The 24842-nt window shown below is 44.7% G+C and carries 25 protein-coding genes and 1 pseudogene; 12 read left to right on the top strand and 14 right to left on the bottom strand.

Annotated features, from left to right (window positions below):
- Nucleotides 1–80: 80 nt before the first annotated feature.
- From rng to mreB, 5 genes are all read right to left on the bottom strand, one after another.
- On the bottom strand, nt 81–1550 hold the full coding sequence (gene rng / locus ACE1SE_RS01820) for a ribonuclease G (protein ID WP_374052396.1): 1470 nt from the start codon (nt 1548–1550) through the stop codon (nt 81–83).
- Nucleotides 1547–2134 (bottom strand): Maf family protein, encoded by a 588-nt coding sequence (locus tag ACE1SE_RS01815; protein WP_374052395.1) that lies wholly within the window; start codon nt 2132–2134, stop codon nt 1547–1549. Before ACE1SE_RS01815 ends, rng begins: the two co-directional genes overlap by 4 nt.
- 78 nt (nt 2135–2212) lie before the next feature.
- Complete coding sequence (gene mreD / locus ACE1SE_RS01810) at nt 2213–2701, bottom strand: rod shape-determining protein MreD (RefSeq protein WP_374052394.1); 489 nt, start codon at nt 2699–2701, stop codon at nt 2213–2215.
- Nucleotides 2698–3699, bottom strand: a complete 1002-nt coding sequence (gene mreC / locus ACE1SE_RS01805) for a rod shape-determining protein MreC (protein WP_374052393.1) — start codon at nt 3697–3699, stop codon at nt 2698–2700. Before mreC ends, mreD begins: the two co-directional genes overlap by 4 nt.
- Before the next feature lie 108 nt (nt 3700–3807).
- Nucleotides 3808–4851 carry a rod shape-determining protein MreB gene (mreB, locus tag ACE1SE_RS01800; protein WP_374052392.1) on the bottom strand — a complete coding sequence of 348 codons (1044 nt, stop codon included), beginning with the start codon at nt 4849–4851 and terminating at the stop codon, nt 3808–3810.
- Nucleotides 4852–5313: 462 nt separating this feature from the next.
- Here mreB and acuI point away from each other — a divergent pair, with 462 nt between their 5' ends.
- The 9 genes from acuI to fis all read left to right on the top strand — a co-directional run bounded on the left by acuI (nt 5314) and on the right by fis (nt 13104).
- A complete protein-coding gene (gene acuI, locus ACE1SE_RS01795) occupies nt 5314–6288 on the top strand; it encodes an acrylyl-CoA reductase (NADPH) (RefSeq protein ID WP_374052391.1) in 975 nt (324 codons plus the stop codon).
- Nucleotides 6289–6443: 155 nt separating this feature from the next.
- A complete protein-coding gene (gene aroQ / locus ACE1SE_RS01790; protein WP_193852245.1) occupies nt 6444–6896 on the top strand; it encodes a type II 3-dehydroquinate dehydratase in 453 nt (150 codons plus the stop codon).
- Between the two features lie 26 nt (nt 6897–6922).
- Nucleotides 6923–7381 (top strand): acetyl-CoA carboxylase biotin carboxyl carrier protein, encoded by a 459-nt coding sequence (gene accB / locus ACE1SE_RS01785; RefSeq protein ID WP_374052390.1) that lies wholly within the window; start codon nt 6923–6925, stop codon nt 7379–7381.
- A gap of 13 nt (nt 7382–7394) precedes the next feature.
- Entirely contained in the window at nt 7395–8744 is a 1350-nt protein-coding gene (accC, locus tag ACE1SE_RS01780; protein WP_374052389.1) for an acetyl-CoA carboxylase biotin carboxylase subunit, read from the top strand.
- Nucleotides 8745–8946: 202 nt separating this feature from the next.
- Nucleotides 8947–9189 (top strand): YhdT family protein, encoded by a 243-nt coding sequence (locus ACE1SE_RS01775; RefSeq protein ID WP_374052388.1) that lies wholly within the window; start codon nt 8947–8949, stop codon nt 9187–9189.
- On the top strand, nt 9179–10609 hold the full coding sequence (gene panF, locus ACE1SE_RS01770) for a sodium/pantothenate symporter (protein WP_374053564.1): 1431 nt from the start codon (nt 9179–9181) through the stop codon (nt 10607–10609). The genes ACE1SE_RS01775 and panF overlap by 11 nt, the downstream gene beginning before the upstream one ends.
- Before the next feature lie 41 nt (nt 10610–10650).
- Complete coding sequence (gene prmA / locus ACE1SE_RS01765; RefSeq protein WP_374052387.1) at nt 10651–11532, top strand: 50S ribosomal protein L11 methyltransferase; 882 nt, start codon at nt 10651–10653, stop codon at nt 11530–11532.
- A 284-nt stretch (nt 11533–11816) separates the two neighbouring features.
- A complete protein-coding gene (dusB, locus tag ACE1SE_RS01760) occupies nt 11817–12800 on the top strand; it encodes a tRNA dihydrouridine synthase DusB (RefSeq protein ID WP_074024970.1) in 984 nt (327 codons plus the stop codon).
- 7 nt (nt 12801–12807) lie between these two features.
- The gene (gene fis, locus ACE1SE_RS01755) at nt 12808–13104 is read left to right on the top strand and encodes a DNA-binding transcriptional regulator Fis (RefSeq protein WP_010847912.1); all 297 of its coding nucleotides are present in this window, start codon (nt 12808–12810) and stop codon (nt 13102–13104) included.
- Nucleotides 13105–13418: 314 nt separating this feature from the next.
- Here the strand turns inward: fis and ACE1SE_RS01750 are convergent, their stop codons facing one another.
- A complete protein-coding gene (locus ACE1SE_RS01750) occupies nt 13419–13676 on the bottom strand; it encodes a helix-turn-helix domain-containing protein (protein ID WP_038223181.1) in 258 nt (85 codons plus the stop codon).
- 619 nt (nt 13677–14295) lie between these two features.
- Between ACE1SE_RS01750 and ACE1SE_RS01745 the strand changes: the two genes are divergently transcribed.
- Nucleotides 14296–15828 (top strand): AAA family ATPase, encoded by a 1533-nt coding sequence (locus ACE1SE_RS01745; protein ID WP_374052386.1) that lies wholly within the window; start codon nt 14296–14298, stop codon nt 15826–15828.
- Complete coding sequence (locus tag ACE1SE_RS01740) at nt 15825–16667, top strand: HNH endonuclease (RefSeq protein ID WP_374052385.1); 843 nt, start codon at nt 15825–15827, stop codon at nt 16665–16667. Before ACE1SE_RS01745 ends, ACE1SE_RS01740 begins: the two co-directional genes overlap by 4 nt.
- A 240-nt stretch (nt 16668–16907) precedes the next feature.
- Here the strand turns inward: ACE1SE_RS01740 and ACE1SE_RS01735 are convergent, their stop codons facing one another.
- The 8 genes from ACE1SE_RS01735 to ACE1SE_RS01700 all read right to left on the bottom strand — a co-directional run bounded on the left by ACE1SE_RS01735 (nt 16908) and on the right by ACE1SE_RS01700 (nt 24020).
- Nucleotides 16908–18467 carry a terminase large subunit gene (locus ACE1SE_RS01735; protein ID WP_374052384.1) on the bottom strand — a complete coding sequence of 520 codons (1560 nt, stop codon included), beginning with the start codon at nt 18465–18467 and terminating at the stop codon, nt 16908–16910.
- On the bottom strand, nt 18464–18817 hold the full coding sequence (locus ACE1SE_RS01730) for a phage terminase small subunit P27 family (RefSeq protein WP_374052383.1): 354 nt from the start codon (nt 18815–18817) through the stop codon (nt 18464–18466). Before ACE1SE_RS01730 ends, ACE1SE_RS01735 begins: the two co-directional genes overlap by 4 nt.
- A gap of 118 nt (nt 18818–18935) precedes the next feature.
- Nucleotides 18936–19361, bottom strand: a complete 426-nt coding sequence (locus ACE1SE_RS01725; protein WP_374052382.1) for an HNH endonuclease signature motif containing protein — start codon at nt 19359–19361, stop codon at nt 18936–18938.
- On the bottom strand, nt 19361–20821 hold the full coding sequence (locus tag ACE1SE_RS01720) for a phage portal protein (RefSeq protein ID WP_374052381.1): 1461 nt from the start codon (nt 20819–20821) through the stop codon (nt 19361–19363). Before ACE1SE_RS01720 ends, ACE1SE_RS01725 begins: the two co-directional genes overlap by 1 nt.
- A 2-nt stretch (nt 20822–20823) precedes the next feature.
- Nucleotides 20824–21372, bottom strand: a complete 549-nt coding sequence (locus ACE1SE_RS01715) for an HK97 family phage prohead protease (protein WP_374052380.1) — start codon at nt 21370–21372, stop codon at nt 20824–20826.
- 18 nt (nt 21373–21390) lie between these two features.
- The gene (locus ACE1SE_RS01710; protein ID WP_374053563.1) at nt 21391–22536 is read right to left on the bottom strand and encodes a phage major capsid protein; all 1146 of its coding nucleotides are present in this window, start codon (nt 22534–22536) and stop codon (nt 21391–21393) included.
- A 126-nt stretch (nt 22537–22662) separates the two neighbouring features.
- Nucleotides 22663–23058, bottom strand: coding sequence for a DUF1240 domain-containing protein (locus ACE1SE_RS01705; RefSeq protein ID WP_374052379.1), 396 nt, complete (start codon nt 23056–23058; stop codon nt 22663–22665).
- Nucleotides 23055–24020, bottom strand: a complete 966-nt coding sequence (locus tag ACE1SE_RS01700) for a hypothetical protein (RefSeq protein ID WP_374052378.1) — start codon at nt 24018–24020, stop codon at nt 23055–23057. Before ACE1SE_RS01700 ends, ACE1SE_RS01705 begins: the two co-directional genes overlap by 4 nt.
- A 241-nt stretch (nt 24021–24261) precedes the next feature.
- Between ACE1SE_RS01700 and ACE1SE_RS01695 the strand changes: the two are divergent.
- Nucleotides 24262–24573, top strand: a pseudogene (locus ACE1SE_RS01695) (IS630 family transposase); the annotation flags it as partial.
- Nucleotides 24574–24842 lie beyond the last annotated feature (269 nt).

Here is a 24842-nt window from a genome sequence, read left to right as displayed (position 1 = left end):
TTTCTCCTTGGTTGCCAGCGCTATTTCTCTACAAACCGTCTTCTACAGACTACAAATACCTCACAAACTAACGGCTTGTGTTACATCATAATGACGTCAAATTGCTCCTGAATGTAACGCTGTTCTGTCTGCACTTTGACCTGCTTACCCACAAAAATTTCCACCTCGGCCAATGCGTGAGACTCATCCCCTTTCAGGGCTTCGCTGACGGCTGGCGAGGCATAAACCAGAAAACGAGCAGCATCAATTGCACGGTTGACGCGTACAATTTCACGCAAGATTTCATAACAGACGGTTTCGACGGATTTTACCGTGCCACGTCCCTGACACGTTGGACAATTATCACACAAAATATGTTCGATACTTTCCCGTGTACGCTTGCGCGTCATCTCAACCAAGCCCAATTGTGAAAAACCATTGATGGTGGTTTTCACTCTGTCTTTGCCTAATGCCTGTTCCAGGGAAGCTAATACACGGCGACGGTGTTCTTCATTACCCATATCAATAAAATCAATGATAATGATACCACCCAAATTACGGAGCCTTAATTGTCGGGCGATCGCCTGTGTTGCTTCAATATTAGTATTAAAGATAGTCTCTTCTAAATTGCGATGCCCGACAAAAGCACCGGTATTAATATCAATTGTCGTCATGGCTTCTGTCTGATCAATGATCAGATAGCCGCCAGACTTTAATTCCACCTTACGTTCCAGCGCCCGTTGAATTTCATTTTCCACGTCGTACAGATCAAATATCGGTTGATTTCCCTGATAATGTTCCAGTTTAGCGTTCATTTCAGGAATATATTCATCAATAAATTCCTGCAATTGGATAAATGTTTGGCGGGAATCGACCCGAATACGATCAAGGGAAGCACCAACAAAATCACGTAAAACACGCTGCGCCAACGCTAATTCACCATAGACCTTATTTTTGGTGATATTGCGCTTCTTACGTTCAATCACTTTACTCCACAGGCGCTTCAAAAATTCAGCATCCTGCGCTAGTTCTTCTTTTCCCACGCCTTCAGCAGCCGTGCGGATAATAAAACCCCCATGCTCATCACAATACTCCGTAACGATGCTTTTTAGGCGCTCACGCTCTTCTTCGCTCTCTATGCGCTGTGAAACACCAACATGCGATGCTCCCGGCATAAACACCAAATAACGTGACGGTAAGGTAATATCCGTTGTCAAACGGGCACCTTTTGTCCCCAGAGGATCTTTCACTACCTGAACAAGTAAATCCTGCCCCTGACGCACCAATTCAGCAATGTCCCTGACGTGGAAATTCTTCCGCTCTTCGCCGGCAATACACTCAGTATGGGGCACAATATCCGAAGCATGCAAAAAAGCCGCTTTCTCCAGCCCAATATCGACAAAAGCTGCTTGCATACCCGGTAAAACCCGACTCACACGCCCTTTATAAATGTTTCCGACAATGCCCCTTTTGGCTTCCCGTTCAATATGAATTTCTTGTAAGATACCGCCATCAATATAAGCAACCCGCGTTTCGGATGGTGTTATATTGACTAATAACTCTGTTGTCATGAATAGTTCTTCCCATCAGCTAACGCTAAAAATCGTGTGATTAATTCATACGTTTCCACCAGTGGTAAGCCGACAACAGCGTGGTAACTGCCATTAATTTTTCTGACAAAACAACCGCCTTTACCTTGAATGCCATAAGCGCCGGCTTTATCCATTGGCTCCCCAGTTGCAATATATTCCTGTATTTCCCGTTGGGACAACTGGCGAAATATCACATCTGTAATGACTATCTCACTCAAGGTATGTTGATTGTTCGATAAAGCAACAGCCGTCATGACCTGATGGCACTGACCAGACAAACCGTTAAGCATTTCCACAGCGTGTTGCTGATTTCGCGGTTTTTCCAAAATTTGGTTGTTCAATACAACAATGGTATCAGCCCCCAGAACGGGGTAATCGTGTGATGCAATGGCTACACCAGCCTGTGCTTTCTCTCTGGCTAATCGAGTAACATATTGCTGAGGAGACTCTCCTTCACGCCATTTTTCTTCGACCTGAGGTGCCAGGATTTCAAAATTAAAATCCAATAATTCCACCAGCTCATGCCGTCTTGGGGAGCCAGAAGCTAAGTAAATGGTTTTCATCGCGAATAATCCTTAGGAGTCTATCCTATCAGCTATTTTTTGTTATATATCTTTGCTTTTAAAATACAGAAAAACACTTTAACGAACTGAAAATTGACGACGGATTTTCCGCATTAATAAGAATAGCCAAGGCCAGAGAATACCATTGACCACCCCATTCCAGAACACTTCTGGATGAAAGAGGGTCTTGAGTAACAGAGCATGGATCAGAAAAACGCAGAGGTTCATCAATGTCGAAAGCCCGACCACAACCAGGGCTTGCTGCCAAAGCGCCATATTGCGAATAAGCTGGAATTTGAATGCGACCAGAAAACTGATAATGCTAAATGCCAGAGCATGTGCTCCCAAAATACTTCCGTGCAACAGATCAGTAATAATCCCCAAAACAAAGCCTGTACCAACGCTAACGCGATGGGGAAGTGCAAGCAACCAATAAACTAAGCACAGCATCAGTAAGGCAGGCCGAAACATAAAAAATTGCTCCGGCCACGGCATAATCTGTAGCACTATTGCAATCAGGAAAGATAACCCAATAACCCAGAGTCCTTGGCTATGGTATTGACTCATTGACGATTTCCTGTAGCTGGTAATGTCGGTTTTTCCGCTGACACTTCTGCTGATTTTGGTGCCAGTAACTGCGGTGACTCATTTGATGGATTTGGCAACACTTGCGGTAACATCTGCATCAAACGTTCATTGGCAGTACGGTAAACTTCCGAAGGTGGCAATGGTTCAGAGGGATCGTTCCCTCCCCCCCACAACAGGAGTAAATAGCGCAAGCGCCGCAATTCAGCCAACGGACGAGCACGAATTACCGCATGAGCCCGCTGGTTATCAATTTTGACAGAAGAAACCACAGCCACAGGATAACCTTCAGGAAAACGCCCTCCCAGCCCCGATGTCACCAATACATCACCTACGCGGATATCTGTATCACTTGGTAAAGGTTCTAGCAGGAGATCATCCGTACACCCTGTTCCACCCGCGATAACACGAATGTCATTACGCAGTACCTGCACAGGAATGGCATGAGAAGGATCGCAAATCAACAATATCCGGCTGCTCAACTGGCTCACGGCCGTCACTTGCCCCACAACACCGCGATCGCTGATAACCGGCTGCCCTTCGTACACGCCATCCTTCGCCCCTTTATCAATGACAATTTGATCGCGATATGGGTCCATCCCTCCGGAAATCACTTGCGATATCATCATATGTTCATCATGACGCAGCGGCGATCCCAGCAATTCACGTAAACGGGCATTTTCTTGTTTCAGTTGCCCCAACAGCAGCAATTTACTGTCCTGTAAACGCAATTCATTACGCAGGGTTCTATTTTCCAACTCAAGATAATTGCGGCTAACGAAAGATTCTGAGACGCTGTCCAAAAACTGACGCGGCCCGTTGGCAAGAAAATAAAAAGGACTCACAGCCGTATCCATGTAGCTACGGACTTTATTGAAAATACCAAGGCGACTGTCTACCACCATCAAAATAATGGCAATAATGATAGCAAAAAAGAGTCGTAGTTGCAGAGAAGGCCCTCTGCTAAAAATCGGCTTCATAAATGGCGTATTGTCGAGCTGTGTTGTCTCATAAATGATAAAACTCCGGCACAATCAGCAAGGAGGCTCCAATAAAACACGTTCACCTCCCAGCTCGCAGAGTTACTTTCAGTCTTCGCTGAACAGATCGCCACCATGCATGTCGATCATCTCCAGTGCCTTGCCACCACCACGGGCAACACAGGTCAGTGGATCTTCAGCAACAATGACAGGAATGCCGGTTTCTTCCATCAGCAGACGATCAAGATTACGCAGCAAAGCACCACCTCCAGTCAACACCATGCCGCGTTCAGAAATATCGGAGGCCAATTCTGGTGGGCACTGTTCTAAGGCAACCATCACTGCACTCACAATACCCGTTAATGGTTCTTGCAGAGCTTCAAGAATTTCATTGGAATTCAAAGTAAAGCTGCGCGGTACACCTTCGGCCAGGTTACGGCCACGCACTTCAATTTCACGTACTTCATCCGTTGGATAGGCAGAACCAATTTCATGTTTGATGCGCTCTGCCGTTGCTTCCCCAATCAGGGAACCATAATTGCGGCGAACATAGTTGATGATGGCTTCATCAAAACGGTCACCACCAATACGTACAGAAGAAGAATAAACAACCCCATTAAGGGAGATAACAGCAACTTCAGTGGTTCCCCCACCAATATCAACGACCATTGAACCCGTTGCTTCGGAAACCGGCAGACCAGCACCGATAGCCGCCGCCATAGGTTCTTCAATTAAAAATACCTCCCGCGCTCCTGCACTTTGGGCGGATTCACGGATGGCACGACGCTCAACTTGCGTCGCACCGACAGGCACACAAACCAACACGCGCGGGCTTGGACGCATGAAACTGTTATTGTGAACCTGCTTGATAAAATGCTGTAACATCTTTTCGGTAACATAAAAATCAGCAATAACCCCATCCTTCATGGGACGGATGGCGGCAATATTACCCGGAGTACGTCCCAGCATCTGTTTTGCTTCCAGCCCTACTGCTGCAACGCTTTTTGTGGAACCGGCTCTGTCCTGACGAATAGCAACAACAGAGGGTTGATCCAATACTATTCCTTGGCCTTTGACATAAATAAGGGTATTGGCAGTACCCAAGTCAATGGACAAATCGTTGGAAAACATGCCACGAAATTTCTTTAACATAACGAAAGGATAATCCTGCAAACTGGGGACGGAGATTGTCCGTCTACTCTACCAACCACATGAAGCAGCGACAAGGCGCATAATTAACTACTTTTACTACTTCAATAAAAGTGGCCACGTTATTCACATCAGAAATACGATATTCTACGTTACTTTTCTCTAACGGAGCAGAAAAAAACTGCATAAAAATGGGCTAATTCAGCTAATACACCAAAAAACAACATGACAAAGAAAGTCCCAAAACGAAATAGTTCATTAATTATAAAAGCAATAGATGAATTTGGTGAGATATCACAACATTGTTGCCCTTCCATTTCAGTACATCAGGTTTTATCTATATAGGTTTTATCTATATTGTAGTAACGCAAAATTGTAATGATGCAAAATTGAGGTAATACCAGAATCTTGGTAATGCTAAACAAGTAATAATGTCAGATAGATACCTATCAAGAGAGGATGATCATGAAAGCTTTATTACTGGAACAACACGAAACATTATCAGCATCTATTCAACATATTGATGTATCCCAATTGCCATCGGGTAATGTGGTCGTTGATATCCATTGGTCAACACTCAATTACAAAGATGCCCTTGCCATCACCGGCAAAGGGAAGATTATCCGCCAATTTCCGATGATACCGGGGATCGATTTTTCTGGTGTTGTTCATCATTCCGAAGATCCCCGTTTTCACGTCGGACAACATGTTTTGCTAACTGGATGGGGCGTGGGAGAAACGCACTGGGGTGGTCTGGCAGAACAAGCGAGAGTTTCTGGTGAATGGCTGACCCCCTTGCCGTACGCATTAAGTACCCGACAAGCGATGATCATCGGCACGGCGGGTTTTACTGCCATGCTATGTGTCATGGCGTTAGAACAAGGGGGCGTCACACCTGAAAGCGGAGAAATCGCCGTGACGGGAGCCAGTGGTGGTGTTGGCAGTACGGCGATAACCTTACTATCACAACTGGGTTATTCCGTCACAGCAATTAGCAGCAAACCCGACAGTCCAGATTACCTGATCTCGCTGGGAGCGAAAGCGGTTTTGCCCGCCAGTGACTTCAACCAGCCATCACGTCCATTAGAAAAACAACGCTGGGCCGGTGTGATAGATACCATTGGTGGCACAGTATTGGCTACCTTGCTGGCACAAATGCGTTACAACGGTACAGTAGCCGCCTGTGGCATGGCAAGTGATAGCCAACTACCCACGAGCGTAATGCCGTTTATTCTGCGTAATGTTCGTTTACAGGGTGTGGAATCTGTCACTGTCCCTGCTTTGAAACGCCCTGCCATTTGGCAGCGTTTGCAAGCGCTACTGCCAGATTCCTTTTACCAGCAAGCAGCTCATGAAATTACATTAGATCAGGTGCCCGAATACGCCAATAAGTTGATAAACAATCAAATTACGGGCAGAACAGTGGTGAAAGTGCGCTGATAAGACCAGTATTTAGCTGCTAAATGCCACGATATGTTTATAATGTCGGGCTTTATCGGCAAATTTACAATTCTAGCTATCAGAAAGAGATGACAAACCGTTGACATCGAGTTATCTTGGTCGATTGTTGACAGATTGCCGGAGATACCCGCACAATGGCAGACAAGTTTCGCATTTTACTCTTGAATGGCCCTAACCTGAACCTGCTGGGAACACGAGAGCCAGAGACCTACGGCAAGTTAACGCTTGATGACATCGTTAACAGACTGTCAAAAGAAGCTCAACAATCGGGAGCTGAATTATCCCATCTGCAATCCAACGCAGAATCTGAACTGATTGAAAGAATTCATTCTGCACGGGGCAATACGGATTTTATTTTAATCAACCCTGCGGCATACACGCATACCAGCGTAGCATTGCGCGACGCACTTCTGGCGGTAGGTATCCCATTTATTGAGATTCACCTTTCCAACGTGCATGCCCGCGAGCCATTCCGCCACCACTCATATCTTTCCGATATTGCAGTCGGCGTCATCTGCGGATTGGGGGCGGATGGTTATAGTTTCGCATTACAGGCAGCGGTCAACCGCTTGTCAACATCCAACTAATTGACTTAAAAGTACGGAACCCACTCATGGATATTCGTAAGATAAAAAAATTAATCGAGCTGGTTGAAGAATCTGGCATTTCTGAACTGGAAATTTCTGAAGGTGAGGAGTCAGTACGCATCAGCAGGGCAACGACAGCCACGGCAGTGCCTATGACTCAGCAATATATTTCTGCACCTGTTCAGCAACCAGTGCAGGCCGCTACACCAGTAGCAGCGCCAGTCGCCGCTGATAAACCTGCTGAAATTAGCGGTCACACGGTTCGCTCCCCAATGGTTGGTACGTTCTACCGTTCACCAAGTCCAGATGCGAAACCTTTCATTGAAATCGGCCAGCATGTTAATCAGGGAGAAACCCTGTGCATCGTTGAAGCGATGAAAATGATGAACCAGATCGAAGCTGACAAAACTGGCGTAGTGAAAGCGATTCTGGTTCAAGACGGTCAACCTGTTGAATTCGACGAGCCACTGGTCGTCATCGAATAACGAGGCGCACCCCATGCTTGAAAAAATTGTCATTGCTAACCGCGGTGAAATTGCACTGCGTATCCTGAGAGCCTGTAAGGAACTTGGGATCAAAACCGTGGCTGTGCACTCTGCGGCAGACCGTGACCTGAAGCACGTCCTGCTGGCGGATGAAACCGTCTGTATCGGCCCGGCCGCTTCAGCAAAAAGTTACCTGAATATTCCCGCCATTATTTCTGCGGCGGAAATTACTTGCGCACAGGCCATCCATCCGGGTTATGGCTTCCTGTCTGAAAACGCCGACTTTGCCGAGCAGGTCGAGCGTTCTGGCTTTATTTTCATTGGCCCGAAAGCGGATACCATCCGTTTGATGGGGGATAAGGTTTCCGCTATCAACGCCATGAAAAAAGCGGGCGTCCCTTGCGTTCCCGGCTCTGATGGCCCATTGGGTGACGATGCCGAGAAAAACAAAACCATTGCAAATCGCATCGGCTATCCGGTGATTATCAAGGCATCGGGTGGCGGTGGCGGCCGTGGTATGCGCGTTGTACGCAGCGACAAAGATCTGGAACAATCCATCGCCATGACCCGCGCAGAAGCCAAGGCAGCTTTCAACAACGACATGGTATATATGGAGAAATTCCTTGAAAACCCACGTCACGTTGAAATTCAGGTCTTGGCCGATGGTCAGGGCAATGCACTCTATCTGGCTGAACGTGATTGCTCCATGCAGCGCCGCCACCAGAAAGTGGTGGAAGAAGCACCAGCGCCAGGCATTCCACCAGAGCTGCGCCGCAGCATCGGTGAACGTTGTGCCAATGCCTGTATCGAAATCGGCTATCGCGGAGCGGGTACATTTGAGTTCCTGTACGAAAACGGTGAATTCTACTTTATTGAGATGAATACCCGTATTCAGGTTGAACATCCAGTGACTGAAATGATCACTGGCGTTGACTTGATTAAGGAACAATTACGTATCGCCTCTGGTTTGCCACTGTCCATCAAACAGGAAGATGTCGAAATCAAAGGTCATGCGATCGAATGCCGTATCAATGCAGAAGATCCAAAAACCTTCCTGCCAAGTCCGGGCAAGATCACCCATTTCCACTCACCAGGTGGATTTGGTGTGCGTTGGGAATCCCATATCTATGCGGGATATACCGTACCGCCTTACTATGATTCCATGATCGGTAAGCTGATCACTTACGGCGAAACCCGTGAAGTAGCAATTGCGCGTATGAAGAACGCACTGTCCGAGTTGATCATTGATGGCATCAAAACCAATATTGATCTGCAACTGGCAATCATGAATGACGAGAACTTCCAGAAAGGCGGAACCAATATCCACTATCTGGAAAAGAAACTGGGCTTACATGATAAATAAGGTTTTTCTGACTCTTATTTAGTGTTTGTTGCTTTGAATGAAATCCCATCTTTTATAGGTGGGATTTTTTTATGTCTTATCGAAAATTGAGACAGTATTTTGATTTTATTCCAATTTCCACGACACATTTTCTCCTGAATAAATTCACGCATTACCGTACAATTCCTTCCCTCTTGTTTCATATAAGTTACCCGGAGAACGAATGGACGGACGATTTGTTCAATCCCACAAAGAAGCACGCTGGGCAGTATTCCTGACGCTAACTTATCTTGTTGGCTGGCTGCTGTGTGCTTATTTACCCAGTGATGCCATTGGCTTAACTGGATTGCCTCGCTGGTTTGAACTGGCTTGCCTGCTGCTACCTGCCTTATTTATCATCCTCTGCTACTTGATGGTGAAGTTTATATTCAAAGACATTCCACTGGAGGATAATGATGCAAAGTGAAGTCATTCTGCCTCTCGTGGGATATCTGGTATTAGTGTTCATACTCTCAATCTATGCTTATCGCCGCCGACAAACAGGTGAATTCCTCAGTGAGTATTTTCTTGGCAACCGTTCAATGGGAGGTTTTGTACTGGCAATGACCATTACAGCAACCTATATCAGTGCCAGCTCATTTATTGGTGGCCCGGGTGCCGCTTATAAGTATGGTATCGGTTGGGTGTTGTTATCACTGATCCAATTGCCGGCGATATGGCTCTCGCTTAGCGTACTAGGGAAAAAATTTGCTATCCTCGCTCGCCGTTACAATGCGGTCACCCTCAATGACATGCTATATGCACGCTATCAGAACCGCTTTCTGGTTTGGTTTGCCAGTATAAGCCTGCTAGTCGCCTTTATCGGTGCGATGACAGTACAATTCATTGGTGGTGCTCGTTTGCTGGAGACAGCCGCCGGTATCCCTTACGATACGGGCTTATTGATTTTTGGCGTTTCCATTGCCCTCTATACTGCATTTGGCGGTTTTAGGGCCAGCGTTCTCAATGATGCCTTGCAAGGGCTGGTAATGCTGCTGGGAACAGCGTTATTACTGGCAGGCATTATCTATAAAGCTGGCGGATTATCAGCAGCAGTGACGACACTGCGCACTATTGATCCAAACCTGGTTTCTCCTTATGGTGCCGATAATATCCTCACTGGGCCATTTATGGCATCTTTCTGGGTACTGGTTTGCTTCGGTGTCGTTGGGCTACCACACACCGCGGTGCGTTGTATCTCTTATAAAGACAGTAAGGCAGTTCACCGTGGTATTGTGCTTGGCACGATCGTAATGGCATTCCTGATGTTCGGTATGCACCTTGCGGGTGCCCTTGGTCGAGCTATCATTCCTGATCTGACGATCCCCGATCAAGTGATCCCAACCCTAATGATTACGGTGCTGCCTCCTGTGGCTGCCGGCATTTTTCTGGCTGCACCAATGGCTGCGATTATGTCCACCATCAATGCCCAACTACTGCAATCTTCGGCCACTATCGTCAAAGATCTCTATTTAAACCTATTTCCACACCAGATCAGCCAAGAGAAAAAACTGTCACGCATCTCCAGTTATTCCACTCTATTTCTAGGGGCATTACTGCTGCTGGCAGCCTGGCGCCCACCTGAGATGATTATCTGGCTGAACTTGCTGGCATTTGGTGGACTGCAAGCCGTTTTCCTTTGGCCACTGGTTCTGGGATTATATTGGGAAAAAGCTAATGCCCAAGGAGCGATCATCTCAATGCTGACTGGTGCGGCAAGTTATACTTTGCTGGCATCTTTCAACATCCAGCTCCTTGGTTTTCATCCTATCGTACCGTCGCTATTGCTGAGTTTACTGGCATTTTGGATAGGAAATAAATTCGGCGTGGTTTGCTCTAAACGATGATATTTCACACAATAACGTGATTCACAAAACGAGAATTTTTTATGCCTTGGATACAATTAAGATTAAACACCACGGGACAACAAGCGGAAGCGTTAGGCGATGAGCTGATGGAAAGTGGCGCAGTATCAGTCACCTTTCAGGATAGCCACGATACACCTATTTTTGAGCCTCTGCCGGGCGAAACCCGTTTATGGGGTGATACCGATGTTATCGGCCTGTATGACGCTGAAATGGATATGAAAGCGGTCGTCAGCCAATTGGAACAACTGCCACAACTGGGCAAAAATTTTATTCACAAAATTGAACAACTGGAAGATAAAGATTGGGAGCGTGAGTGGATGGATAACTTTCACCCCATGCGCTTCGGCAAACGTCTGTGGATTTGCCCTAGCTGGCGCGAAGTGCCCGAACCAGACGCTGTTAATGTTATGCTTGACCCTGGTCTGGCTTTCGGAACAGGTACTCACCCAACGACCTCCCTTTGCCTGCAATGGCTGGATGGCCTTGACCTGACCGGTAAAACTGTAATCGACTTTGGTTGCGGCTCAGGCATATTGGCTATCGCCGCCCTGAAACTGGGCGCAAAACACGCCATCGGTATTGATATCGATCCACAAGCCATTCAAGCCAGCCGGGATAACGCCGAACGCAATGGTGTATCTGACCAATTAACCCTCTATCTGTCTAAAGATCAACCTAAAGACCTCGAATGCGATATCGTGATTGCCAATATTCTGGCGGGTCCTCTGCGCGAACTTTCCCCTGTCATCGGCTCACTGCCTAAATCTGGTGGATTATTGGGCTTATCCGGTGTTTTGGCCAGTCAGGCTGAAGGGGTAGCCCAGGCCTATGACAATGAATTCATTATCGATCCAATAGCAGAACAAGAAGAATGGTGCCGCATTACAGGGATTAAAAAATAATCAACCAATGCCTATTGAAAAGCGAGATTATCCACTAAAATGATCCTCCAGGAGGTCAATTGGTGGTAATCCGCTCTGTTTATGATTAGAAATATCAGTAATAACAAATTTCAGCAATAAAATGTAACCATTTGTTATTTAACAGTAATAAACCAAATTCAAAAAAATCAACTGGAAAAAATCTGGTATAAATGTCGATTCGCTCAAAGTTTGGCCTTTCATATCTTGTGAAAAATGCGTAATATACGCGCCCTTAGTCACAGTTGACCACTCTTTCTTCGTCTATGCGTATCGGACAATACCAGTTGAAAAACTGTCTTATTGCAGCCCCTATGGCAGGCATAACAGATCGCCCGTTTCGATCTCTTTGCTACCAGATGGGAGCAGGAATGACAGTCTCAGAAATGCTTTCTTCCAATCCCCAGGTTTGGAAGACGGATAAATCTCGGCTACGTATGGTTCATAGCGACGAACCCGGAGTGCGTTCTGTACAAATAGCCGGTAGTGATCCCGATGAAATGGCGGCGGCAGCGAAAATTAACGTCGCTAATGGCGCTCAGATCATCGATATCAATATGGGGTGCCCAGCTAAGAAGGTGAATCGTAAGCTGGCAGGCTCTGCGTTACTGCGTTATCCGCAACTGGTTGAAAAAATCCTTTCTGCGGTAGTCAATGCAGTTGATGTGCCTGTTACTTTGAAGATCCGTACAGGGTGGTCACCGGAAGAACGTAACTGTGTAGAAATTGCCCAATTGGCCGAACGTTGTGGTATTCAGGCTCTTACGATACATGGCAGGACACGAGCTTGCCTGTTTAATGGTGAGGCCGAGTACGACAATATTCGGACAGTTAAGCAGACTGTTGCCATTCCAATTATTGCCAATGGCGACATTACTGACCCGCTAAAAGCCAGAGCAGTGCTTGAATACACCGGGGCTGATGCCCTGATGATAGGCCGCGCTGCTCAGGGAAGACCCTGGATCTTTCGGGAAATCCAGCATTATCTGGAAACAGGAGAATTGCTGCCACCGATGCCCCTTGGCGAAGTGCAGCGCTTCATGAGCGAGCATGTACGAGAACTGCATGACTTTTACGGTCAAGGCAAAGGAGTTCGTATTGCACGCAAGCATGTATCTTGGTACCTCAAGGAACATGCCCCTGATGACCAGTTTCGGCGCACATTCAACGCCATAGAGGATGCCAGCGAACAGCTGGAGGCGTTGAAGGCATACTTCGAAAATTTTTGCGTAAATAAAGAAAAGAGCTGACAGAACTATGTTCGAACAACGCGTAAATTCTGATGTACTAACCGTTGCTACTGTAAATTCACAAGATCAGGTAACTCAAAAACCTCTGCGTGATTCAGTTAAACAAGCACTGAAGAACTATTTTGCTCAACTGAACGGTCAAGACGTTAATGACCTGTATGAGCTGGTACTGGCTGAAGTAGAACAGCCACTGTTGGACATGGTGATGCAATACACCCGTGGCAACCAGACTCGCGCAGCACTGATGATGGGAATCAACCGTGGCACCCTGCGTAAGAAACTGAAAAAATACGGCATGAACTAATCCTAGTCTAGTAACATGTTGTTAAATCGGCACTTTTTACTATGTAGAAAGTGCCTTTTTACTTAGAATTACCCCACTGATTACCCCACCGAAAAATCCTCAGCACAAAAACTCACAGAACAACATGAGTACCAAAGAAAAATAAGAATTAGATGTGTTATAGAGGTCAGTACACCAAACGTTCCAACCTTGTGAAAAGTTACGACGTATTTCGTCTGGAAGCATTGAGATGAAAGTTACAGATGTTTCTACCAATGAGAAGATACCCCGTTACGGCTATCTTCCCGATGATTTTCAAATCGAACAAATTATTTTTATGATTTATCCCGAACCTTGCGTTCAATCAACTCACCATAAGAATCAAAATAGCGGCTAGGCCAGATTTCAGAGGGATGTATTTCGAGATAGTTAGCAATTATCCATTCGCCTTTCGGCCACGGACGACTGAGCGTATTTGCCAGTGTAGAAGAACTGAGTCCCGCTTCACGAGAAACAGCCGCTAAGGTTGTACCACGTTTACGTAATGCAGCGATAATATCAGCTTGATGCCAATCATTTTTAACGTTATTCATTCCTGCTACCCCTTCCATTAATTGAACATTGATGGTGGCGATTCAGACAGGGTTATCACAACCGGGAACGATCGTCCGGCGAGGCATAAGCCTCCCCTGCCTGAACCGCCATTGAAAGGGCGATAGCAGACACACTGGCAGAAACTTCCTACCAGTGGATCGTTCTTACAAGGGTGATAATCCTTGACCACTAGATTTTGCTAATGGCGGGGCTACTTTAACTGATTGGTTTATCGGACTCAATAAGCGAACCAGTATAAACGCTTAACTTTTTACGTTATATGCTGTCCAGATGAGATCTGATACCTTGCTAATTTGAGTTCAAGCAAATATGACAGTCCGCTCAGTGCCAATTGCGGACGTTGCTATTTTCCTATGATCTAGCCCTCTAGTCTTAACAGATAACGCTGGGTAGGGTTTAGATCCAACATAGGATTACAATTTTCTTTTTTTGACATTACAACTAATGCTGATATGTTATTGAATATGAAATAAAAAATAGAGGTTTTGTGTTAGCAGTAGGTGATGAATATGGTGGAATGCGTTAGAGCTATATAGTTGAAAATACTCTGGATATTCAGGAACAAGCTTTTATCAACCATAAATGAATGGGATAAAGATGAGATTTAAGGTACTGCCTGCGGGAAGTGTGTACTCTGTTGAGCAATCTAACTGTGCCTATTTAATTACTGATAATTGGGACGACTGGTTTGAATTTTCTACAATGTATACATTGGTTTATATAGATTCAAATAAGGATAAAAATATTATTGGTTCTACTAAAATTGGCCAATTGAATATGGTGAAAGGTCAACGTAGACCAAGTATCCCCGAAACTTTCGAAAAACTAGATGAGAGTTTTTTCTCCGTTGGTCAAGATGACAGCTTTTACGAAGTGTTGAACGAACTTGGAGAAGATATCCGAAATGAAATATTATCATCGCTTAATGATATTGCTCTGAGTGAGGATATCTATAATAAAGCAATAAATGAGCGAGTCACTAGCATATCTCTTCTGAGATCCGTTAGCCACACATCTATAAAGGGACAGTTTCGCCGGCTTGCGAACGGAGGTGCTCGACTTTCAAAATATTCATTTGCATATAAGTCACCAGTAATGAAAGGTACTGACTCTGGCCGCATTAATTTAAGTTTTGACGTGATACCAGAGAGCAATCCACCAACAAACATTCATGTGCTAATTGGCCGGAATGGTGTTGGGAAAACGCATTTAATAAATAATATGATTAGTTCATTAATTGACGAAAATACAACACCAAAAAAAGTTGGTGAGTTTTCATCTAAAGATCAGTTAGCTGGGGAGCTTTTCTCTAACGTAGTATCAGTTACTTTTAGCGCTTTTGATGAAACAGAACCTTTATCAGAAAAAAAAGACAAATCTACAGGTATTCAGTTTTCATACGTAGGACTAAAAAGAGTAAAAAAAGGTGATGAGAAAAATCTCCCGCCCAAAAGCCCTGTCATATTAAAAAATGAATTCGTGAAAAGTATACTTTCTTGCAGGGCTGGTGGGAAAATTGAACGTTGGAAAAGAGCCGTGGATAAACTGGAGTCAGATCCAGTATTTGCTGACATTAATGTAGCATCAATATTGAATAAGCAAGACGAAAATGAGTTCAAAGATATAGCTGGGAGAATATTCAAAAATTTAAGCTCCGGGCACAAAATTGTATTGCTAACTATCACTAGGCTTGTCGAGACAATGGAAGAAAGAAGCTTGGTTTTTTTAGATGAACCAGAAGCTCATCTCCATCCACCATTATTATCAGCTTTCGTGAGGTCTCTCTCTGATTTATTAATTAATAGGAATGCAGTATCTATAATAGCTACCCATTCTCCTGTAGTTCTCCAAGAAGTTCCTCGAAGCTGCACATGGAAGTTGTGGCGTAGTGGCTATTTGTCTAAAGTAGAAAGGCTAGAAACAGAATCATTTGGTGAAAATGTGGGTATACTCACTAGGGAGGTTTTTGGACTAGAAAATACCGACTCGGGATTCCATAATCTTCTTAACGATGTTGTAAATAAATGCGAAGATTATGATTCAGCTGTACAAAATTTTAATGGGCAACTTGGAATTGAGGCTAGAGGTATTTTGCGGGCTTTGTTTTTAATTAAGTGCAACCAATCATGAAAAAACTCTTGAAGCCGAATGATAGTGCATTGGATGTATTTAATACATGCATTGATCGAATTCGTGATGAAGATTTAAAGAGGAGACTTATAGCATGTTCTCAAGAAATAGAACATTCCTCTATAGAGTTTGATGCAAAAGTATCAATTGCACAATTACATACAATTTTGCCTAAAGACAATGTTGCCACTGTTGTTACAGTTGACGAAATGAAGGTTGTGTATACAAATAGAATGGCTAAAAAATTAGCCCCAGGGCGTAGCTATTATGACAAGTTAATGTCACTTCCAGATCATGGCAGATGCCCCCTATGTTCTCAAAGAGTGGTATCAACATTAGATCATCACTTACCTAAAGCACATTTCCCATCATTGGCTGTTTCGCCTTTTAATCTTATACCAGCATGCCAGGACTGTAATAAAACAAAGAGCGCAGATATCCCAAGTTGCTCAGAAGAAGAAACTTTGCATCCATACTACGATGATGTAGAAGCATTTATTTGGGTTAAGGCAAAAATACGGGAATCTATTCCTGTAGCGATAGAGTTTTATGTAGATCCACCTGAAGAGTGCCCCCCAATTTTAGTCGAACGGATGAAGTATCACTTTAAAGCATTTAAGTTGGCTGCTCTTTATGCCTCACATGCAGCTGAAGAGCTAGCGAGCATTGAATATATTGCAAAGAGAGTTCACGATGACGGTGGTAGTATCGAGTTAAAAAAATATTTGGCAGAAACCGCAGCAGGAAAGCAATTGGTAAGCTTAAATTCTTGGCAATCCGCACTCTATAGTTGCCTCTCAGAAAATAACTGGTTCTGTGAGATCAGATTTAGATTGTAGAAAAGGCTACCAGCCAATATCAGCGACAAATTATACAGTGAGATCCTGATTTTCTAGCGAGCACTGTGTTAAGTCCGTTTTTCGCTCATAGCTGGCTGTCAAATTTAGTCGCATTTTTCTACAGAACACGGTTAGATAAAGTAGCGACTAATCCAAAGAGGTGTGTGATATCTAACCTTCCGGGCGTTTGATTTCATTAATACCCATTCTACATAGGCATTAAAAAAATCAATTAGTTATCTAAATTCCATCAAAGTTAGCCAATCTCTGTTTCTGTTCATCATTTTGGTTAAATATAAACTCCTTATGCTCATTTTGCCATGTACCAAAGCTCATTAGGAACGCAATCGCAGGGTCTATTTTATTCGCCGATTTCTTCTTGTTCGGTTTGATATTGGCGTTTGCATCCGTTTCCATCACGACATTAGCAGTCGCCCACTCCAGCACCGGATCGCCGTTGTGACGAATGATTTTGCGGTTAACAAAGACTTCGGCGGATTTGGCTACGGGACTATACCGCATATAGGTTTGCGGGAACGGTTCAACATCCAGCCCTGCGCCCTGTAATTGCGTTCGTAGGTGCGTAGCGTTCCATGTATCAAAGCCCACCAGCTTGATATCAAAGTGCTGGCTGTCTTTGAGAATGTCATCACGGATACGGTCATAATCAATACAATCACCGGTCGTGGTACGTATCCAGCCCATTTGTGCCCATTGGCGATACACTGCCCGATTCTTATTAGCAGGGTTCTGTAGCTGGGCTTCGGGTAAATAGTGACGGGTCAGTAATAACAGTTCATTATCCACGGGGAACGTGTAACAGATACTGGTGATATCACCTGTTGAAGATAAATCCAATCCGGCGTAACACTCCAGCCCTTTCAGGTCGTTTTCGTCATAGTCGAGTTGGCAGGCTTTCCATGCACCTTCACCCATCCACGGTGTTTCACCCTGACACCAGATATTAAAGCGTTTGGTTAACATCTCTGTCCATTGTGAGGGAATGCCGCGGGCTTTCTGGATAGTGTCGTGCAAAGCATCACTGTCTACGGAAATATTCAGGTTAGGATTAGCCTTAATCCAAAGGGCTTCATCATCAATCTCGTTTTCGTCGTCCAGCTCGTAGATCAGGGCAAACAGGATACCTTCGGGACGAGCGCCCATTCCCAGCTCAAGAGCAGAATACACGGCGTTATCTGGGTGCAAATGGTACTCATCGACAATTGCCAGACTGGGGTTAGTGCCTTCAATCGTGGCGGCTTTGGCAGCCAGTGGCTTTAACAGGCTGTTGCTTTTCGGGTAATTCACTTTGTGTTGCTGGATAGTTACCCGTTTTTTCAGGGGCTTTGATAGCAAGCACATCTGGCGGGCATCATCAAACACAATACGCGCCTGATCGCGGCTCACGGCGGCGGTATAGATATCCTGCTGCCCGTTCTCCACCACCAGAAACCAGTTCGCCAGTATCGCGGCAACGGTGGATTTAGCATTTTTGCGCGGCACCTGAATATAAGCACTGCGGTATTTTCTGCGTCCAGTTGCTTTCACCTTGAAGCCGAACAGATTCGCAAAGGCGAATTGCTGCCACGGCGCAAGCATGATGGGTTTACCGCGCAAGTGGCCTTTGACGTGCGGACAGTAGCGGGAAAATGCAATAAACCGCTTCACCACCTCCGAATCAAACACATAAAGCGGGTTATTCAGATCGTTAAGGTAGCGATTCACCGCCTGTTTTACCCGTTTACAGGCCGGAATTGTGCCATTTTCGATATCAAAAGCGTACTGTTCCCATGTGTTCATAGTCGGTCTAGCTCGTCCTCTTCTTCCGTTTCTACCGGATTTTTCCGCCGTGATACCGGATCAAAACCCAGTAATGACGACATTTTTATCATGATTTTTTCAGCGTCAGCTTTGGCACTCAATGACGGGTTACGGCTTTCACTGCCCTGACTATTCACGATGCTAAAGCCTCGGATATCAAGGTCTGCCACTGCTTTTCGGTAAATGGCATAGTTGACGCAATACAGTTCTAAAATGTTCCAGTCGGCGGCGTTCAAATCTTCCCGCTCGTTTAAGATTTTGCTTTTGGCCTTCCATTGACTGGCAGCAATCTCATTTAAATAAGTAGGCGGTTTGGGTGCTCTTGCCATAATGTTCGCTGTTCCTTGTGATTTATTTTCAAAAAAATTGCCGTGCATAAAAATTGAAGGAGGGAGCGATTCTGCTCAGAGGGGCGTTTGTCATTTTTGATACCCCTACCCCGTTATTTCAGTTTGTTATTATTCCGAAGTTAACCAACCGTGCCGCTTCTGCTTCCTGTTCCTGATAGCTTCCCTGTTTGCGCTTGGCTTTGGTGATGGGGTCTGTCTGGATGGTCTTACGGTTATGGCAGGCATGGCATAGTGCTTGATGATTGGATATAGGCCAAAACAGCACATCACTATCACTATTGATTGGGATAATGTGATCTACAATGGTGGCGGGAGTGTAACTGTTTTGTTTGAGGCAATGGACACATAAGGGATAGGCTTTTAGGTATTGCAGTCGATAACGTCCCCATCGGTTACTGTAGCCACATTCGGTACGTGTACCGCGCTGCCTGTTCTGTTCCCGCCGATGTTCCTCACAGCGACCGGACGTTACCCGTTGCGTACAACTTGGATAGCTACAACGCCTTAATGGTTGCCACGGCATCAGTAGATCCCCACATCACGATAGACAGACCACAATAATTTGATGGTAAAAGGCACTTCTTTCAGCTCAACATCGGTGGCCATTTCCCAATTTTCATACAACAAGCCAATATAAAGCAGACAACCAACTTTAATCGCTGGGGTAAAAACCAGATTATCACCAAACTGCTTACCGATATGTTTCTGACAGACTTCCAGCGCAGCATCGGCATAACCCGTTAATAAGCTATCATCAAGGATGTAATCTTCCTCCAACCGACAATGTTGTTTGATTTCTACGGTCTGCTTCCATGCCTGACTGAATTCATCGCCACCATTACGGGGGGATAAGCCCTCCCGTTCACGGGCTTCATTCGGGCACATCACACCGGATTTAATCGCTGTCTCATAACTCTGGAAACGTTCTTTCGGATTGGCTCGCAGTAGGTCAGCGGTATCAAATTCGACTTGGTAGCGAATGCCTTTTGTTGGTGATGCCATCAGCAAGGCCGATTTGATTTGCTGTTCAAAGTTGGCCAGCCACGGGCGCATGGTAATCGTCAGAAAAGCACGGGATGCTTCGCTAAAATTGCTGTAAGTGCTGTTTGAATACTCTTGCAGGAAGATAGGACTGACATTGAACATACGGGCGATATCTTCAATAGTGAAACGGCGGGAGGCCAGCCACTCCGCATCTTGGTTGCTCATGCCTAATTGCTGGTATTCCATCCCGCCCTCAAGAATGGGCGTTTTGCCTGCATTGCGAGCACCTTTGTAACGTTCGAGGGCTTCCAGTGCCTTATTGCCCTTGAGTCCATCCAGCCAGTCAGCGGATTTAATCACGCCCGCCGCCATCATGCCCTCTTTCATAATGCTTGCGCCGTGGCGCTGTTGTGCCAGCCCTAAGCCCAATGTCTCACGGCAAATAGTGACAGGTGAGCGCCCTAAAAAGCCATCTTCGGTGGCATAGCGCAAATGTAACACTTCTTCCTGTAGGTAGGTTTTGACCTTGCCGCTATAGGGTTCGGTGATGGTGTAAGCAAATCGATGATCGGATAATCTCTGTGGGACAACCGCTGACGGTGGGTAAGGGTGTAATGATTGTGGCTGTCCGTCTTTTCCCCAGACTATGACTGCATACGCATTGCCATTTAACAGGCAATGGCGCATCAGCGTTCGCTTAAACTGAAATGGGGTCTGGCAGTCATTCGGGCATTCATTAAGCAAATAATCTACGAGATGATCACTCAACCATTCGCGGGATTCTTTGCCGTGCTGGTGCTGAACCCGATAGAGATAACAGGGCATGGTGGCGACCGCTTCACTAATCACTGTGGCGGCATTCATCACGGCAGGTAAACCCTCGGCGGTCGAGGGGGAAACATGCTCGCCGGATTTGGTATTAGACATACCCGCCAGAGAAAGAAACTCATTAATGCTGATACTACGAGTCTCAGAGGCTTTTCGCTTAAAAGGCCGCATAATCACACCTCGGACAGTTGCAGCCAGTAATGGCGCAAATCCACATTGCAGGGTTTGGCTGCGCTTAATGAGCGTTTGGCAATCTCAACACCGCTTTCAGAGTAGGCGGGTAAACTGGTGATTGTGATTTCCCGCAATTCAGCTTCTAATACTGTTCGAATGTATGGCGTTTGCTCCGTGTCCCATTGGTCTTTCAGTGCCCTGAATCCGAAGCTCATTCCTTGAATATCACCACGCTCAACCAACGTCAGCACATCGCGGCCTAATTGCGTATTTGGCGGGGTTAACTCAAAACGTAATCCGGTGGCATCCTCACTCAATTGCAATGTGCCGGATGTGGTACGACCTAACAGATTCATATGATCATGTTCATACAGTGCCCTGATATCTGCACCCTCTGTTAAGCTGGCGCTAAAGGCATTTGGGGCGAACTGCTCGACAAACTCATCCCACAAGATATGTGATCGGCTGTTCCACTTAATCACATATCCTGTCAGTTTCTTATCATTGGCAAATAATGAAGCGGTACGGATTTCAAAATCATTCTTCATCGATAAACTCCAATATTATCAAGAAGCTTTGATTTCCAGCACCTTGATTGCGTTGGAATCCACCAGCCCACCGCCCAAATATTTATCGGTGTGTACCTTATAGAATCCCGGCTCGGTGATATTGTCAGGACGGGTACGGATGCCTGTTTGATGGTCAACGATGAAGTAACCGCGTTTGAAGTCACCCAGCGCAATGATGTTATCCGGCATAAATTCGAGATAATGGACAGGCAAGCCCAACAACATATCAGGATCACCTGCTTGCAGGCGTTCGCGCCAGATGTAATCGCCATTGCCGTTTTTCAGTTTCTGCACTTTGGCGGCGGTCGTGGAGTTCATCACCCATACGGCGTTTTTGCGGTATTTGTTTTTGAGTAAGAATTTCAGGTCAATCAGGCTATCAGCTTCAAGGTTGGTAACTTCCCGCTTTTGCAGCGTACCAAATGCGCGTACCTTGTCAGCTTGGGTGTCACGGGGATAAGACAAAAAGCCTTTCGCTTTTTTGCTACCGTCACCGCTAACCAGATCTGTTTCTTCGGTATCCACAAAGGTGTCAGCGATTTCTGAGGTTAACCAGCCTAAAATATCGACATCACTAAAGTCGATAATTTCCTGTGTGGTTTTGGGGTAGGCATAGATAGGAAACAGTTTGATGCTGACTTCTTCCATCTTCGGTGTGGCAGTCTCACCGCGTGCCTTGCCTTCTTCTCCGTGGGCTACGGCTGCGCCACCGACCGAAACAAGCTGTTTATATTCATTGCTACGCGTGGTTTTAATGGTACAGATTTGGCGCATCACTGACTCATCAGCCAGTTGCTGCATGATCTGCTTGTTCAGCTCAGGAATAACGGTATAGCCGCCGTCTGCCGGGACGCCCGTAGATAAGGAACGAGTTTCTCCGGTCAGGATATAGTGGCGCAGCCCGTTGTTGTTGAGTTTGTCACTGGTCGGCTGGGTCTTCGCCTGATGGCGCTCTTCGTCAGACAGAGCCTCATAACGGGCAATTTCGGCGTTCAGTGAGTCGGACTGGCTGCGCAGTTCGTCAAACTGTTTGGCTTCCTCTGCGGTCAATGAGCGTTTTTCAGTTTCGGCCTTGGTAAGCAGGGTGCGCATTTGTTTGGTGAGGGCTGCCTTTTGCTGGCGTAATTCGAGTAGCTTTTTCATGGTGTTTTGTGGTTGGTTTTTATATGCTTTAAACACTATTTAACATTATGATAAACAATAAAAAAGCCCCTGACATTCAGAGGCTAAACTTGCGAAAACATGAGGACAGAATATTTACAAAAGTTTTCAATTACACAGTGATAAATCTTTCACATATGTTGTTGGTGACATCCACGATATTTTATCACATGTCAGATAACCATCATTTTTTAACTTATAGCTAACATAAAAAGAGACAGGTAAGCTGATGATGAATGATAAAATTGCCAACCAAACCATAAAGTTAACAATCACTTTATTAAATTTAGGTTGCCTATTAAAAATAAAGAAAAAAATAGAGCATAATAACGCGTAAAATAATAGAGGTGAAGTCATGACACCAATAACAACAGTGGCAGAAAATGTTATTTCATCTTTCATTAATATTAATGAAACAGCATCGCCAATAACGAAAATAACCGTAAATATTACTAACAATAATAATATTATCACACCTAATGCTTGGAAGTATTTACTATTCACCTAAACCTTCCTAATTCATTAAAAAAATGCTGTAAATCCGCTTCCGGTGTTCTTGGTTTTCTTTTCATTTCTTCTTTCAAAAGTGCTATTAATTTTTCACTTATTCCATATTGCTTATCAAGAGTATCTAAAATATAAGCCGCTAGAACTCCAACAGCTAAAACTATCAGAGCAACGGCAATAATACTTCCACCTAAAAATGCAGTGGCAGTTAAAAGTGATCCTACAACCCAGGAGGAAGCAGCAATAATAGCAGTTTTAGCCATATCCATGGTTACATTTCCAAGAAAATCGGCTAGCGTATATTCATCCTTAAAAATACTTTCTATTACTCGATATCCAATAGAAAAAATGATGGAGAATCTAACTCCTTGAACAACGCTTGCATTAAGACCCTGCTGCCCAATTCCCATTCCAAGCATTTGGGGATTTTTGGCACGATATCGTGTCCCCATGATACGATTCCGAAGACCTGCATGCCCTGATATGTGAATATACCTTTCCCCATTTTTTCCTACATGTTCTGCCGCTTTAATGCTTAAGCTCTTAAATTCTCGAACAACATCATGGAATCCACGTGAATCATAGATATTTCCTGCGTAGGTAGATATGGGATCAGTGACAGAAAATACACGCGCCATAGGATTTTTTTTCTTGTTTCCTGCGTCCATACCTCTTGCAAATGCTTCTTCATAACTTAGGTGTGTTTCGTTCATACCTCTTGCAAATGCTTCTCCATGATTTGGACTTTGTGGACGGCGGGGACTGATATCCTCAATAATGCTTTGAGCTTCTGATAATGTGAGAACAAAGTGATACTGGGTATTATCCCTCAATACTTTTTCTAGACCAATAGCATCAAAAAATTCATGTTGAGGCTTTAGCTGATTAATTCCCACATTCCCCCTTAAAACATCCCCCATATAGCCATCCCAAGTGGGATTATATTTCTTATGTGTCATCCCTCAATTCTCCGTAGCACTCAATATCAAATTAATAATTGATTGACTTGTGTCAAGATTTCCGATGTAGCATCAATTAAGCAGGATATAACAACAATGCTTACCCATTCCAGCATGGAAAAGATCCACCTTTAAATTTGTGATGAATCTCTATTCTTAAGCAAAATCAGACAATTACTTAATTTTAATTTCAGTCATACCATAATAAAAAAATTATGCACTAAATTTATTTTAGCTATATATGCATATTGCCCTTTCCATCAGCACACTTTACCGTTATTTTTGCAAACAAGGTATTGTCTGGCGACGAGCGGCCCCGACATTAAAACAATCTGATCCCGAATATGACGAAAAAATGGCGCGTATTACTGAAGCGCTTTCTCAGGCTTGCGAAAAACATCCTGTTGTTTATGAAGATGAAGTTGATATTGATTTTAATCCTAAAATTGGCGCTGACTGGTACTTTAAAGGCCAACAAAAACGGATTGTGACACCCGGTCAAAATCAAAAATATTATTTTGCCGGTTGTCTTGATGCCCAGACAGGAAAGATCGTATCGACGGGTGACACGCAATCATTGTTGCCAATTTATGTGGCAGCTTATTCGTAATGTGAAAATGTTTTTGAAAAGGGCCTCGTTAACGACTTGGAAAGAAATGAGAAATATAAGAGTCTCATCATTATGACAAACTATTTAGCTACAAAAATGAAATTTTGCTCAGTGATGACTAAATGTCAAATTATTTAAGCCCCCGCCACACTTCTTATCGGTTTAATGATAAGAAGCGTGACGAGATTTTATGGCGCACCAGATAAATATCT

It is taken from the genome of Xenorhabdus taiwanensis (assembly GCF_036512875.1).
Lineage (GTDB): Bacteria > Pseudomonadota > Gammaproteobacteria > Enterobacterales > Enterobacteriaceae > Xenorhabdus > Xenorhabdus taiwanensis.
This window is presented reverse-complemented; position numbering and strand designations above follow the sequence as displayed.